General features: G+C 69.9%; 15 protein-coding genes. 12 read left to right on the top strand and 3 right to left on the bottom strand.

All coding sequences use genetic code 11. The features are described from left to right. The first annotated feature begins 187 nt into the window (after positions 1 to 187). The 6 genes from rpsF (at position 188) to P5G50_RS03255 (ending at position 4,735) form a co-directional block, all read left to right on the top strand. Positions 188 to 559 (top strand): 30S ribosomal protein S6, encoded by a 372-nt coding sequence (rpsF, locus tag P5G50_RS03280; protein WP_301211684.1) that lies wholly within the window; start codon positions 188 to 190, stop codon positions 557 to 559. Positions 560 to 563: 4 nt separating this feature from the next. After that, positions 564 to 1,076, top strand: coding sequence for a single-stranded DNA-binding protein (locus P5G50_RS03275; protein WP_301211683.1), 513 nt, complete (start codon positions 564 to 566; stop codon positions 1,074 to 1,076). A gap of 62 nt (positions 1,077 to 1,138) precedes the next feature. Next, a complete protein-coding gene (gene rpsR, locus P5G50_RS03270; protein WP_018189012.1) occupies positions 1,139 to 1,402 on the top strand; it encodes a 30S ribosomal protein S18 in 264 nt (87 codons plus the stop codon). An 11-nt stretch (positions 1,403 to 1,413) separates the two neighbouring features. Continuing rightward, positions 1,414 to 1,866 (top strand): 50S ribosomal protein L9, encoded by a 453-nt coding sequence (gene rplI, locus P5G50_RS03265; protein WP_301211682.1) that lies wholly within the window; start codon positions 1,414 to 1,416, stop codon positions 1,864 to 1,866. A 458-nt stretch (positions 1,867 to 2,324) separates the two neighbouring features. Continuing rightward, a complete protein-coding gene (gene dnaB / locus P5G50_RS03260; RefSeq protein WP_301211680.1) occupies positions 2,325 to 3,698 on the top strand; it encodes a replicative DNA helicase in 1,374 nt (457 codons plus the stop codon). A gap of 155 nt (positions 3,699 to 3,853) precedes the next feature. Then, the gene (locus P5G50_RS03255) at positions 3,854 to 4,735 is read left to right on the top strand and encodes a universal stress protein (protein WP_301211678.1); all 882 of its coding nucleotides are present in this window, start codon (positions 3,854 to 3,856) and stop codon (positions 4,733 to 4,735) included. Positions 4,736 to 4,740: 5 nt separating this feature from the next. Here the strand turns inward: P5G50_RS03255 and P5G50_RS03250 are convergent, their stop codons facing one another. Beyond that, entirely contained in the window at positions 4,741 to 5,736 is a 996-nt protein-coding gene (locus tag P5G50_RS03250; RefSeq protein ID WP_301211677.1) for a helix-turn-helix transcriptional regulator, read from the bottom strand. Positions 5,737 to 5,851: 115 nt separating this feature from the next. Here P5G50_RS03250 and P5G50_RS03245 point away from each other — a divergent pair, with 115 nt between their 5' ends. The 4 genes from P5G50_RS03245 to P5G50_RS03230 all read left to right on the top strand — a co-directional run bounded on the left by P5G50_RS03245 (position 5,852) and on the right by P5G50_RS03230 (position 7,945). After that, entirely contained in the window at positions 5,852 to 6,322 is a 471-nt protein-coding gene (locus P5G50_RS03245) for a VOC family protein (protein ID WP_301211675.1), read from the top strand. 113 nt (positions 6,323 to 6,435) lie between these two features. Then, entirely contained in the window at positions 6,436 to 6,954 is a 519-nt protein-coding gene (locus tag P5G50_RS03240) for a hypothetical protein (protein WP_301211673.1), read from the top strand. A gap of 80 nt (positions 6,955 to 7,034) precedes the next feature. Next, a complete protein-coding gene (locus tag P5G50_RS03235; RefSeq protein ID WP_301211672.1) occupies positions 7,035 to 7,634 on the top strand; it encodes a DUF308 domain-containing protein in 600 nt (199 codons plus the stop codon). A 26-nt stretch (positions 7,635 to 7,660) separates the two neighbouring features. Next, a complete protein-coding gene (locus tag P5G50_RS03230; RefSeq protein WP_301211671.1) occupies positions 7,661 to 7,945 on the top strand; it encodes a hypothetical protein in 285 nt (94 codons plus the stop codon). A gap of 46 nt (positions 7,946 to 7,991) precedes the next feature. Here the strand turns inward: P5G50_RS03230 and purB are convergent, their stop codons facing one another. Together purB and P5G50_RS03220 are read right to left on the bottom strand one after the other, a co-directional pair. Further along, positions 7,992 to 9,371, bottom strand: coding sequence for an adenylosuccinate lyase (gene purB, locus P5G50_RS03225; protein ID WP_301211670.1), 1,380 nt, complete (start codon positions 9,369 to 9,371; stop codon positions 7,992 to 7,994). 83 nt (positions 9,372 to 9,454) lie between these two features. Continuing rightward, positions 9,455 to 9,844, bottom strand: coding sequence for a phage holin family protein (locus tag P5G50_RS03220; RefSeq protein ID WP_301211669.1), 390 nt, complete (start codon positions 9,842 to 9,844; stop codon positions 9,455 to 9,457). Positions 9,845 to 9,957: 113 nt separating this feature from the next. Here P5G50_RS03220 and P5G50_RS03215 point away from each other — a divergent pair, with 113 nt between their 5' ends. After that, entirely contained in the window at positions 9,958 to 11,067 is a 1,110-nt protein-coding gene (locus P5G50_RS03215) for a histidinol-phosphate transaminase (RefSeq protein ID WP_301211668.1), read from the top strand. A gap of 4 nt (positions 11,068 to 11,071) precedes the next feature. Further along, a complete protein-coding gene (locus P5G50_RS03210; RefSeq protein ID WP_301211667.1) occupies positions 11,072 to 12,211 on the top strand; it encodes a thiamine pyrophosphate-dependent dehydrogenase E1 component subunit alpha in 1,140 nt (379 codons plus the stop codon). Positions 12,212 to 12,412: the final 201 nt, after the last annotated feature.

Raw genomic sequence — 12,412 nt, 5'->3', positions numbered from 1 at the left:
GACGAACCTCCTTGCTCCCGCTCCTGCCGCCGCTCCGTCCGCCGTTCTTGGCGCCGAATGGCGTCGCGACACGGTATCCGTTACGCTTGACAGGTTGTCCGGGCAGCATTCTGCCTGGATGACGGATAACAGACCCTCCTGCTGCAGACCGTCTGCAGCCGCTGAGACCAGAGGAGGTGGGTCAGCCATGCATCAGTACGAGCTGATGGTGATTCTCGATCCCGAGATCGATGAGCGCACCGTTGCTCCCAGCCTGGACAAGTTCCTCAACGTCGTTCGCAACGACGGCGGGACGATCGACAACGTCGACATCTGGGGACGTCGTCGCCTGGCGTACGAGATCAACAAGAAGTCCGAGGGCATCTACGCCGTCGTGCAGCTCACCGCGAACGGTGACACCACGAAGGAGCTCGACCGCCAGCTGAAGCTCAGCGAGGCCGTCATGCGTACGAAGGTGCTCCGCGCTGAGGAGGCGATCGCTCAGGTCGCCGCCGCTCAGAAGCGTGCCGACGAGAAGGCCGCCCGCAAGGCTGCCACCTCCGAGAAGGCAAGCGCCTAGTCCGATGGCCGGCGAGACCGTCATCACCGTGGTGGGCAACCTCACGGCCGACCCCGAGCTGCGCTACACGCAGAACGGGCTGGCCGTCGCCAACTTCACCATCGCATCCACTCCCCGCACGTTCGACCGTCAGGCGAACGAGTGGAAGGACGGTGAGGCCCTCTTCCTCCGTGCAAGCGTGTGGCGCGAGTTCGCCGAGCACGTCGCGGGGTCGCTGACGAAGGGCTCGCGCGTCATCGCGCAGGGCCGTCTGAAGCAGCGCTCCTACGAGACGAAGGAAGGTGAGAAGCGCACCTCGATCGAGCTCGAGATCGATGAGATCGGGCCGTCGCTGCGCTACGCCACCGCACAGGTCACCCGCACCCAGTCGTCGCGCAGTCCTGGTGGTCCCGGCGGATTCGGCGGCGGTGCTCCCGCCGTCGAGGAGCCGTGGGCTGCCTCCGCTCCGGCGGACCCGTCTTCGGGCGCCGACGTCTGGAACACCCCGGGTTCCTACAACGACGAGACTCCCTTCTAAAGGGCTTCAACAACTCATCAGCCCGCCGGCACCGCCGGCGGCGCGCACAGTAAAGGAAAACCATGGCTGGAAAGTCGAGCGGCGACCGCCGCAAGCCGATCCGCAAGGGCAAAGACGGCAAGAACGCCGCCCCCGCGAAGTCCGTTCGCGTCGGCGTCATTGACTACAAGGACGTCGCGACCCTGCGCAAGTTCATCTCGGAGCGTGGAAAGATCCGCGCACGCCGCATCACCGGTGTCTCCGTCCAGGAGCAGCGCCTCATCGCCCGTGCCGTCAAGAACGCGCGCGAGATGGCTCTCCTCCCCTACGCCGGCTCCGGCCGTTAAGGAGGCAACCCATGTCGAAGGTCATTCTGACGCACGAGGTCACCGGCCTCGGTTCCGCCGGCGACGTCGTTGACGTCAAGGACGGATACGCACGCAACTACCTCGTCCCGCAGGGCTTCGCGATCGCGTGGACCCGTGGTGGCGAGAAGCAGGTGGAGCAGATCAAGGCGGCGCGTGCCGCTCGCGAGCTCCACACCATCGAGCAGGCCCAGGACCTCAAGGCCAAGCTCCAGGCGACGCGAGTCAAGCTGGTCGTGAAGGCGGGCCGTGAGGGCCGCCTGTTCGGTTCGGTCAAGACCGCCGACGTCGCCGACGCGGTCAAGGCCGCGGGCATCGGCGAGCTCGACAAGCGCAAGATCGAGCTCCCGAACCCGATCAAGGTGACCGGTGACCACGAGGCCACCGTCCGCCTGCACGACGACCTCTCGGCCGTCATCTCCCTGCAGGTGGTCGCCGCCAAGTAAGGCGAGCGAGGAGCGCTAGTGTAGCGGCGGGCTGAGGCCCGCCGCTACACCTCGTTAAGGGAGATTTCCCCACTTTTGTGCACAGGGCGGGGGCTTCGTGGGAGGCGGTTCGCCACAGTGTGCGAACAACTTCTTACACACAGGGTGGGGAAAACAAAATGCCAGGTCAGCAGTGACATCGGCTTGAAAAAAACTTGGTTGTCCACAGTTTTCCACAGGTCTTGTGCACAACTCCGTCGGCGTTTCGCGCAGATTCTCCCCAGAGTTATCCACAGGCCGAGTTGTCACCCCGCGCCGGGCGTCCATAGGGTGAAGCGTCGTCGGGAAACGCAGCCGGATCATCCCGGCGATGTCGGCGGTCGGACGGAGAATCGGAGTCGACCGCAGTTCTGGCCCGCGGCAGCGCAGGCGGCCTCGAGGTGCCGGTGAGAACGTACGCAGGACGTGAAGGAGAAGACGTGTCGATCGCCCATATCGGTCTCGCCGACAACCGGGAGCCGGGCGAAGCGCGCAACCCCGAGCGGACCCCTCCGCACGACCTCCTCGCCGAGCAGAGCGCGCTCGGCGGCATGCTGCTCAGCAAGGACGCGGTCGCCGACGTGGTCGAGGTCGTCCGCGGTACGGACTTCTACATCCCCAAGCACGAGATCATCTACGACGCCATCCTGTCGCTGTATGCCCAGGGCGAGCCCACCGACGTCATCACTGTCACCGACGAGCTGACCAAGCTGGGCGAGCTGTCGCGCGCAGGAGGCGCCGAGTACCTCCACACGCTGACCAGCCTCGTGCCCACCGCGGCCAACGCCGGCTACTACGCCAACATCGTCACCGAGAAGGCGCTGCTGCGCCGGCTCGTGGAGGCCGGCACCCGCATCACGCAGATGGGTTACAAGGCCGAGGGTGAGGTGCTCGACCTCGTCAACAACGCGCAGGCCGAGATCTACTCCGTCACCGGCGCGCAGGAGGCGGAGGACTACGTCCCGCTGTCCGACGCCGTGACGGTCGCCATCGACGAGATCGAGGCGGCCAAGCACAAGGACGGCTCGATGACCGGTGTGCCCACCGGCTTCACGGAGCTGGACGAGCTGACCAACGGCCTCCACCCCGGCCAGATGGTCATCGTCGCCGCGCGACCCGCTCTCGGAAAGTCGACGCTCGCGCTCGACTTCGCCCGCGCCGCCGCCATCAAGCACGACATGGCGACGATCTTCTTCTCGCTCGAGATGGGCCGCAGCGAGATCGCGATGCGCCTGCTCTCGGCCGAGGCGGCCGTGCCGCTGCAGCACATGCGCAAGGGCATGGTCGAGAACCGCGACTGGACGACGATCGCCTCCACCCGCGGCCGCATCAACGACGCCCCGCTGTACATCGACGACAGCCCCAACATGACGCTGGTCGAGATCCGCGCCAAGTGCCGCCGCCTCAAGCAGCGAGTAGGCCTCAAGATGGTCATCATCGACTACCTGCAGCTCATGACGAGCGGCAAGCGCGTCGAGAGCCGCCAGCAGGAGGTCAGCGAGTTCTCGCGTGCGCTCAAGCTGCTGGCGAAGGAGCTCCAGGTGCCCGTCATCGCCCTCTCGCAGCTGAACCGAGGCCCGGAGCAGCGCGCCGACAAGCTCCCCGCCCTGAGCGACCTCCGCGAGTCCGGATCGATCGAGCAGGACGCCGACGTCGTCATCCTGCTCCACCGCGAGTCCGCCTACGAGAAGGACAACCCGCGCGCGGGCGAGGCCGACCTCATCGTCGCCAAGCACCGCAACGGCCCGACGAAGACGGTCACCGTCGCGTTCCAGGGCCACTACTCGCGCTTCACGGACATGGCGCCGATGTAGTCGGGGCCTGGCGGAGGGATCGACGCGTCAATGGGCCCCCGCTAAGGGCGACGCCGGCAGGGCGCCCCACGGCCATCCCACGCCGACCCTTCCGCGGCGGCGTGGGCGTGGCTAGGGTGGCACGGTCGGTGACCTTTCGGATCGGGGGAGCGCCCATGGCTGGTCGTATCGTGGTCGGGATCGACGGCTCGTCGCAGAGCAGCGCAGCGTTGGAGTGGGCCATCGCCCGGGCGCACGCCGGAGGCAGCGCGCTCGACATCGTCACCGCCTACACGCTTCCCGCGATGGAGTTCTACGGTTTCGTCGCCGACCCCCACGCGGTCGACTGGGCGCGCGAGTACAGCATGCAGATCCTCGCCGCGGCGGCCGATCGGGCACGCGAGGTCGACTCGGGGCTCGCGGTCACCGAGTCTGCTGAGATCGGGCCGGCGTCAGGGGTGCTGATCGACGCCGCCGAGGGAGCGGACATGTTGGTCGTCGGCAGGCGCGGGCTCGGGTCGGCCATGAGCGCTCTGCTCGGCTCCGTCAGTGATCGACTGAGCGTCCAGGCGCCCTGCCCGCTCATCGTGGTCGGGCCCGAGGAGGCGCCCTCGGCCCAGGGGCCCGTCGTGGTCGGCGTCGACGGCTCGGAGTTCGGGGAGGCGGCACTCGCGTTCGCGGCCGCCGAGGCGCGGATTCGTGGCGTCGGCGTGCGCGTCGTGTCCGTGACCGAGTCGCGGCCCGCGGTCTCGGCCTCGGACCCGGAGCTCGCGGCGCGGATGAGCTCCGCCGCCGAGGTGGACGCCGATGCCGTGATCGCCGGCGCGCTGGAGAGCGTACCCGAGCTGAGCGGGTCGGACGGGGTGGAGACGGCGGTCGCCGACGGCCACCCCGCCGAGGCGATCGTCGCCAACGCCCAGGACGCGCAGCTCATCGTCGTCGGCTCGCACGGCAAGGGCTTCCTCCGTCGCGCACTGCTCGGCTCGGTGAGCCGCGAGGTGCTGCGCAACGCCGAGCGGCCGGTCGCGGTGGTCGGGCGCCGGGCGGAGCGCTCCTAGACCCGTTACCGGGGTGGTGCCGCCGCGGCGTCGAACCGCCTCGCGAGGAGTGAGAACGCGGCGGCCAGCTCGGGCGGCCCGACGACCTCCACGTCGGCGTCGAACCGGCCGATCATCGCCGCGAGACCCACCCATGACCAGGCACCGAGCCGGACGCGGCAGCGATCCGCGTCGAGCCGCTCGACCACGCCGTCCCCGATGTAGGGCGCGACCGCATCCACCGGGGCGTGGAGCACGACTTCACCCCAGCACGGCCAGGTGTCCGCGCCTTCCGAGCCCTTGAACCGTGCGGACAGGTAGGAGGCGGGGTCGCCACCCGGCACCCCCCGCGGAGTGAAGCGGCGGCCGTTGTGCATCCGGGGCGCGATGCGGTCGACGCGGTAGATCCTCCAGTCGCCGCGGTCCTCCGTGTAGCCGATCAGGTACCACCGGCCGGCGTGGAGCAGGAGGTGGTGGGGCTGCGTCCGCAGCGGTGGCCGGGGAGGCACGGGCTCGCCGCCGGCCGACGCGTAGTCGAAACGCAGCTCCGTCGACTCACGGATGGCCCGCGCGATGTGGAGCAGCACCTCCGGGTCGGTCTCCGCGGCCTGCGTGCCCGGCGCGGGCGACGTCCCCAACTCCAGCTCGCCGACCCGGTGGGCGAGGGCGGCGGGCATCGTGCGGCTGATCGTGCCGAGGGCACGCTCGGCCGCCTCGCCGAGGCCGGCGCCGAGGGCTCCGGCGGTCTGCAACGCGACGGCGACGGCGACGGCCTGCTCGTCGTCGAGAAGGAGCGGCGGCATTCGTGATCCCGCACCGAGCCGGTAGCCGCCGTCGGGGCCGCGGGTGGATGCGATCGCGTAGTCGAGCTCTCGTAGGCGGTCGATGTCGCGGCGGATCGTCCGCTCGCTCACCCCGAGGCGCTCGGCGAGCACGGGCGCCGGCCAATCCCGGCGCGCCTGCAGCAGCGAGAGCAGGGCGAGGAGGCGCTGCGATGTCGACGAGGAGGAGGCCAGCGGCATGCCGCCATTTTCGCGGCGGTTCAGGACGTCCACTGACCGGAACCGCGGCGATCGTGGACTCTGCCCGGAACCTCGGAGCACGGCGGCCCCGCCGCTCACACGACAAGGAGACGACATGTCCGCGATCCCCGTTCCCCACCTCAACTTCCACGGCGTCGCCCGCGAGGCGCTCGAGTTCTATGCCGAGGCGTTCCACGGCCGGGCGATGGTCCGCACGTACGCCGACGTCGGCATGCCGGCGGACGCTCCGGGCGCCGACAGGGTCGTCTTCGGCCAGGTGGTCGGCCAGGACGGCTTCACGGTGATGGCCTACGACATCCCCGGAGCGACGGGGCCCGTCATCACCGGGTTCACGACGAGGGAGAACGGGGTGACGATCACCGACCAGCCGTTCTTCCTCTCGCTGAGCGCCGCCGATCTCGGTGACGCGCAGGGCTGGTGGGAGGCGCTGGCGGAGGGCGCGACCGTCATCGAGCCGCTCGCCGCCTCACCGTGGTCCGCCGGCTTCGGGATGCTCGCCGACCGATTCGGGGTCACCTGGGTGATCAACGTGATGGAGGTGGAGGCCGAGCCCGCCTCCGCGTGATGCGATGCCGGGCGGCGGCCCAACCGATATGTTACACTCGGTATGCCCGTCGCCACCGACATCATCCCCCAGGATGACGCGTCGCCCGAACGCGTGAGCATGTAATGGAAACCATGAACGCCCTCCTGATCCCCCTGCTGCAGAGCGCGGGCGCCGTCGCGCTCGCGGTCATGGCCTTCAGCCTGGCGTTCACGTGGTCCTCGCTCACGATGCAGATCCAGGGTCTGCGCACGGAGGGTTCGCGGCTCCGCGCCTACGGGGCGCTCGGTCTCGTGATGCTGTTCGCCGCCGCCGTCATCTACCTGGCACCCGGACTGCTGCTGCGCGACACCGTCGGTCTGCCGATGGCCGTTCCGCTGCTCGCCACGTGGCTGATCACCGCCGGCGCGCTCGTGGTCCGAGGGCTGATCGCGCAGGGTGCAGTCCGGGCCGTCTCGTGGTCGTACGCGGTCGTGGCGGCCTTCGGTGCAGGAGCCGGGCTGCTGTCGGCGCTCGCGGCGCAGCACCGGATCGCCGACACCATCACGCCGACCGGCGGGTTCCTGCTCGCCATCGGTGCGATCGCCGGCATCGTCTTCTGGGCCGGCCGCGAGACTCCGCGCCGCGACCGCAGCGAGGCACGCCGCGCCTGAGGGGTGCCGCCGTCAGGCGAACGCGCAGGAACGCCGCGACTAGACTGGAGCGGAATCCCGTTCTGAGAGAGGTCGCCGAGGTGGCACCCGCCGTTCCTGCCCCGCTGCCGGGCATCCAGACTCCGAGCCGTTACTGGGTCGTTCCCGCTGTGCGCGCGCTCGTCGCGCTCGCCGCGGCCGCCGTGATCACGTTCACGCGCGACGCCCACACGGCGACGTTCGGACTGATCGTCTTCGGCGTCTTCGCACTCCTCGACGGGCTCGCCACCGGCGCCCTCAGCGCCGTGCTCGGCACCCGCGGGCTGACCAGGACGCTGTTCGTGATCCAGGGCGCCGTCGGCGTCGTCGCGGGCGTGCTCGCCCTGGCTCTTTCCGGCAGCGGCCTCGGACTCTACCTCTACCTCGTCACGGTCTGGGCGGCCCTCACCGGCTTCCTCGAGCTCTACAGCGGCCTCCGCTCCCGCAGCCAGGAGGCCGCGGCGCGCGACTGGCTGATCACCGGCGCGCTGACGGCGGTGCTGGCGCTCGTGCTTCTGTTCGTGCCGGCGGACGCCGTGCTCGCCATCGGCCTGTTCGGCGCCTGGGCGGTCATCGTCGGCGTCTTCCAGGGCATCGGCGCGGCCTCGCTGCGCACCTCCGCACGGTCGGAGGAGGCCCGCCGGGCCGGGAGCGGATCGTGACCAGGCGCGACAAGAAAGACCCCAGCGTGACCAACACCCCGTCCCAGAGCCTCCAGCCGAGCCGTCGCGACCGCTTCCTGCCGGTCGAGCTGCTCGCCATCTCCGCCGGCCTCGGCGTCTTCGTCGGGCTGATCGTGCTGATCGCGACGCGCGAGTTCGTGCTCGCCGCGGTCGGGCTCGGCATCGCCTTCATCGTCTCGCTCGTGCTGATGGCGCTGTTCGCGCTCGCCTTCAAGCCGACGGCCGCCGAGGTGGAGGACATCCACGAGCAGGACGAGGCCGAGGGGGGCGACCGCCCGCGCGGCCACTGACCGCCGACCCAACCGCTACGAGACGCGAGGCCGCTGCCCGCTCAGGTCAGAGCTCGTCGACGAGGCGGGAGGCGAGGCCCACGTAGGTCGCGGGCGTGAGCTCCAGCAGGCGGTTCTTGGCCGCCTGGCCGATGTCGAGGCCGTTCACGAACTCCACCAGTCCGGCGTGGTCGACGCGCTTGCCGCGGGTCAGCTCCTTGAGCAGGGCGTACGGGTCGGAGATGGTCGACCGGCCGGCGGTGACCTCGGCGCGGATCACCGTCTGGATCGCCTCGGCCAGCACCTCCCAGTTGGCGTCGAGGTCGGCGGCGAGCAGCTCGCGATCGAGGGCGATCTGACCGAGGCCGCGCTCGATGTTGTCGAGGGCGAGCAGGGAGTGGCCGAGCCCGACGCCGATGTTGCGCTGGGTGGTCGAGTCGGTGAGGTCGCGCTGCAGGCGGCTGGTGACGAGCGTCGCCGCGAGGGAGTCGAGCACCGCGCTCGACAGCTCCAGGTTGGCCTCCGCGTTCTCGAAGCGGATCGGGTTGACCTTGTGCGGCATGGTCGACGAACCCGTGGCTCCCGGCTCCGGCACCTGCCGGAAGTAGCCGAGCGAGATGTAGGTCCAGATGTCGGTGCACAGGTTGTGCAGGATGCGGTTGGCGTGCGAGATCGCCGAGTAGAGCTCGGCCTGCCAGTCGTGCGACTCGATCTGGGTGGTGAGCGGGTTCCAGGTGAGGCCGAGGCTGCCGACGAACTCCTGCGACACGCGCGGCCAGTCCGCCGACGGGTCGGCGACCACGTGGGCGGCGAAGGTGCCGGTCGCGCCGCTGAACTTGCCGAGGTACTCGGTGCGCTGGATCTGCGTGCGGAGGCGCTCGAGGCGGTGCACGAACACCGCGAGCTCCTTGCCCATGGTGGTCGGAGTCGCCGGCTGGCCGTGCGTGCGGGCCAGCATCGCGTCGTCGCGGTACTGCAGCGCCTGAGCGCGCAGCTCGCCGATGACCCCGCGGAACTTGGGGAGCCAGACCTCGTTGATCGCGGCGCTGACCGTGAGGGCGTAGGAGAGGTTGTTGATGTCCTCGCTGGTCGCCGCGAAGTGGGTCAGCTCGGCGATGTGGTCGAGGCCGAGAGCGTGGAGGCGCTCCCGGACCAGGTACTCCACCGCCTTCACGTCGTGCTTGGTGGTGCTCTCCAGCTCGGCGAGGCGGTCGATCTCGGGCTGCCCGAAGTCGTCGACGAGCGCGCGCAGCGACCGCACCTGCTGGTCGGTGAGCGGGGACGAGCCGAACATCCCGTGACTCGTCAGGTAGATCAGCCACTCCACCTCCACCTGCACGCGGGCCCGGTTGAGGCCGGCCTCGGACAGGTGGTCGCCGAGACCGAGCACCGCGGAGCGGTAACGGCCGTCCAGGGGGCTCAGCGGCTGGGGAGGCAGGGCGGTCATGGGTCTCCTCCGGAGGGAGTCGGCGACGGGGGTTCGCGCCTATTCTCCCGCATCCGCGCGGCGCAGCGCGCGGGCCGCCCGCGTCAGCCGCGCGTGACGGGTCGCAGCACCAGCCCCAGCAGCCAGGCGATGATGCCGAGCACCAGGGCGCCGAAGACGCCCGACCAGAACCCGTCGACGTGGAGGCCGAAGCCCATCGCGTCGCTGATCCACGAGACGATGAACAGCAGGAAGGCGTTCACGACGAGCGAGATGAGCCCGAGAGTGAGGATGTACAGCGGGAACGCCACGATGCGGATCGCGGTGCCGACGATCGCGTTCACGACACCGAAGATCAGCGCGACGAGCAGGTAGGTCAGCACGATGGCCGTGGTGTCGCCGGGGGCCCACGCGTGCACCGTCACGCCGGGGACGATGTAGGTCGTCAGCCAGAGCGCGACCGCGTTGATGATCACCTTGAGCAGGAATCGCATGCCGCCATCATGACAGGGGCGGGGTTCGGGATGAAGGGGTTGCGGCGGACGGGCGTGCCTGCAGCGTGTGAAGGATTCTCCCGCCGGTATGTCGGCGCGGCTAAGTTGGGTCTGTGACTTCCGACACCCCGATCGGCGTGCGGCTTCGGCCCGAGATCGTGGCGGTCCCCCCGTACAAGCAGGGGCGCCCCGCGCCGGCGGACGGCTACAAGCTGTCCAGCAACGAGAATCCGTACCCGCCCCTCCCCTCGGTGGTGGAGGCCGTGGCAGCGACGCTGCGCGACCTCAACCGCTACCCCAACGCGGGCGGAGCCGACCTGCGCGCACGCCTTGCGGAGCGGCACGGCGTCGCCCTGGAGCAGGTGCACCTGGGCAGCGGCTCGGTCGCGCTCCTCGCGCAGCTGATCATGGCCGCGGCGGGCACCGGCGACGAGGTCGTGTACTCGTGGCGCTCGTTCGAGGCGTATCCCGGGCTCGTCACCGCCACCGGGGCGACCAGCGTGCAGGTGCCGAACCGCGCGGACGGCTCGCACGACCTCGCGGCGATGGCGGACGCGATCACCGACCGCACGCGCGTCGTGATCGTCTGCACGCCGAACAACCCGACCGGGACGATCGTCACCGCCGACGACTTCGCGGCCTTCATGGAGCGGGTGCCGAGCGACCTCCTCGTGCTGCTCGACGAGGCGTACTACGAGTTCGTGACCGACGACGCCTCCGTCGACGGCATCCCGCTGCTCTCGCGCTACTCCAACCTCGTCGTGCTGCGCACCTTCTCCAAGGCCTACGGCCTCGCTGCGCTGCGCATCGGCTACGCGGTCGGTCCGGCGGCGGTGCTCGACGCGGCCCGTTCGGCGGCGATCCCCCTGTCGGTGACCGACGCCTCCCGCGTCGCGGCGCTCGCCGCGATCGACGCCGAGGACGAGTTGATGGAGCGCGTTGCACGCGTCGCCATGCGGCGGGACCGGCTGCGGGAGGCCCTCATCGAGCAGGGCTGGAACGTGCCGCAGGCGCAGGGCAACTTCGTCTGGCTGGCGACCGGCGAGCAGACGGCCGCCGCCAACGACGCCTTCTTCGACGCCGGGCTGACCGTGCGCGCCTTCCCGCCGGAGGGCATCCGCGTCAGCGTCGGCGAGGAAGAATCTGTGGAAGAACTCCTTCGGGTGGCCGCCGATGTTGTGCGGAACCTACCAATGGGACACCCGGCCAAGCGGTTAGGTTAGAACGATGGTTGCGACGAACGACATCCCGCGCCCGGCGAACACCGTCCAGCTGCTGACCCCGGAGGGCCGCTTCCAGCCGAGCGACGTGGCCGCCGAGTACCTCCCCTACCTCGAGCGCCTCTCGGAGGACGACTACCGCCGGTTCTACCGCGAGATGGTGCGCGTGCGCGCCTTCGACCACGAGGCCGCGAACCTCCAGCGCCAGGGCCAGCTCGGCCTCTGGGTGCCGAGCCACGGCCAGGAGGGCGCCCAGGTCGGCTCCGCCTTCGCGGCGAAGCCGCAGGACCACCTCTTCCCGTCGTACCGCGAGCACGTGGTCGGCATGATCCGCGGCATCGACCCGATCGGGATCATCGAGCTGCTGCGCGGCGTCACGCACGGGGGATGGGACCCGACGGACCCGGCGACCGGCAACTTCCACCTCTACACGCTCGTGATCGGCTCGCACACGCTGCACGCCACGGGCTACGCCATGGGCATCAAGTTCGACGGCAACGTCGGCACCGGCGACCCGGAGACCGACGCGGCCGTGATCTCGTACTTCGGCGACGGCGCGACCAGCCAGGGCGACGTGAGCGAGGCCTTCGTCTTCGCCGCGAGCTACCAGACTCCGCAGGTCTTCTTCCTGCAGAACAACCACTGGGCGATCTCGGTGCCCGTGTCGACCCAGTCGCGCACGCCGCTCTATCTGCGGTCGAGCGGTTTCGGCATCCCCGGCGTGCAGATCGATGGCAACGACGTGCTCGCCTCGTACGCGGTGACCGCGAAGCACCTCGACGACGCTCGCAACGGCGAGGGCCCGAGCATGATCGAGGCGCTGACCTATCGCATGGGCGCGCACACCTCGAGTGACGACCCCAGCAAGTACCGCACCGACGAGGAGACGGCCTACTGGGCCGAGCGCGACCCGATCCTCCGCTTCCGCGTCTTCCTGGAGCAGCAGGGGCTCGGCCAGGCGTTCTTCGACGCGGCCGACGAGGAGGGCGCCGACCTGGCCGCCGACGTGCGTCGCCGCACGCTCGAGCTGGGGACGCCTCCGGCCGCATCCATGTTCGAGCACGTCTACAGTGAGCCGCACCCCCTGATGGAGGAGCAGCGACAGTGGCTCGAGGAGTACGAGGCATCCTTCGGAGGTGACGCATGAGCGACATCAGGAGCGAGACCGACTACGTGGAGGCCGAGCTGATCGAGGGCGAGGAGCCCCAGCAGGGCTCCGAGCAGCACACCGACACGGTGTCGACGGACACGGAGGCGATCGACGTGGTCGAGATCATCGAGAGCGAGCCCGGTTCGCAGGTGCTCGAGGAGCACGTCGCCGAGCAGGAGTGGTCGCGTGAGTTCGTGA

This window comes from Leifsonia williamsii, assembly GCF_030433685.1.
In the GTDB taxonomy this organism is placed as follows: Bacteria; Actinomycetota; Actinomycetes; order Actinomycetales; family Microbacteriaceae; genus Leifsonia; species Leifsonia williamsii.
This window is presented reverse-complemented; position numbering and strand designations above follow the sequence as displayed.

What these genes read in the sequence shown, in the direction of transcription:
- rpsF (WP_301211684.1), top strand. Translation starts at nt 188, where the DNA reads ATGCATCAGTACGAGCTGATGGTGATTCTCGATCCCGAGATCGATGAG.
- P5G50_RS03245 (WP_301211675.1), top strand. Translation starts at nt 5,852, where the DNA reads ATGTCCGCGATCCCCGTTCCCCACCTCAACTTCCACGGCGTCGCCCGC.
- P5G50_RS03250 (WP_301211677.1), bottom strand. Translation starts at nt 5,736, where the DNA reads ATGCCGCTGGCCTCCTCCTCGTCGACATCGCAGCGCCTCCTCGCCCTG.
- P5G50_RS03210 (WP_301211667.1), top strand. Translation starts at nt 11,072, where the DNA reads ATGGTTGCGACGAACGACATCCCGCGCCCGGCGAACACCGTCCAGCTG.
- rplI (WP_301211682.1), top strand. Translation starts at nt 1,414, where the DNA reads ATGTCGAAGGTCATTCTGACGCACGAGGTCACCGGCCTCGGTTCCGCC.
- P5G50_RS03220 (WP_301211669.1), bottom strand. Translation starts at nt 9,844, where the DNA reads ATGCGATTCCTGCTCAAGGTGATCATCAACGCGGTCGCGCTCTGGCTG.
- P5G50_RS03255 (WP_301211678.1), top strand. Translation starts at nt 3,854, where the DNA reads ATGGCTGGTCGTATCGTGGTCGGGATCGACGGCTCGTCGCAGAGCAGC.
- P5G50_RS03240 (WP_301211673.1), top strand. Translation starts at nt 6,436, where the DNA reads ATGAACGCCCTCCTGATCCCCCTGCTGCAGAGCGCGGGCGCCGTCGCG.
- P5G50_RS03275 (WP_301211683.1), top strand. Translation starts at nt 564, where the DNA reads ATGGCCGGCGAGACCGTCATCACCGTGGTGGGCAACCTCACGGCCGAC.
- purB (WP_301211670.1), bottom strand. Translation starts at nt 9,371, where the DNA reads ATGACCGCCCTGCCTCCCCAGCCGCTGAGCCCCCTGGACGGCCGTTAC.
- rpsR (WP_018189012.1), top strand. Translation starts at nt 1,139, where the DNA reads ATGGCTGGAAAGTCGAGCGGCGACCGCCGCAAGCCGATCCGCAAGGGC.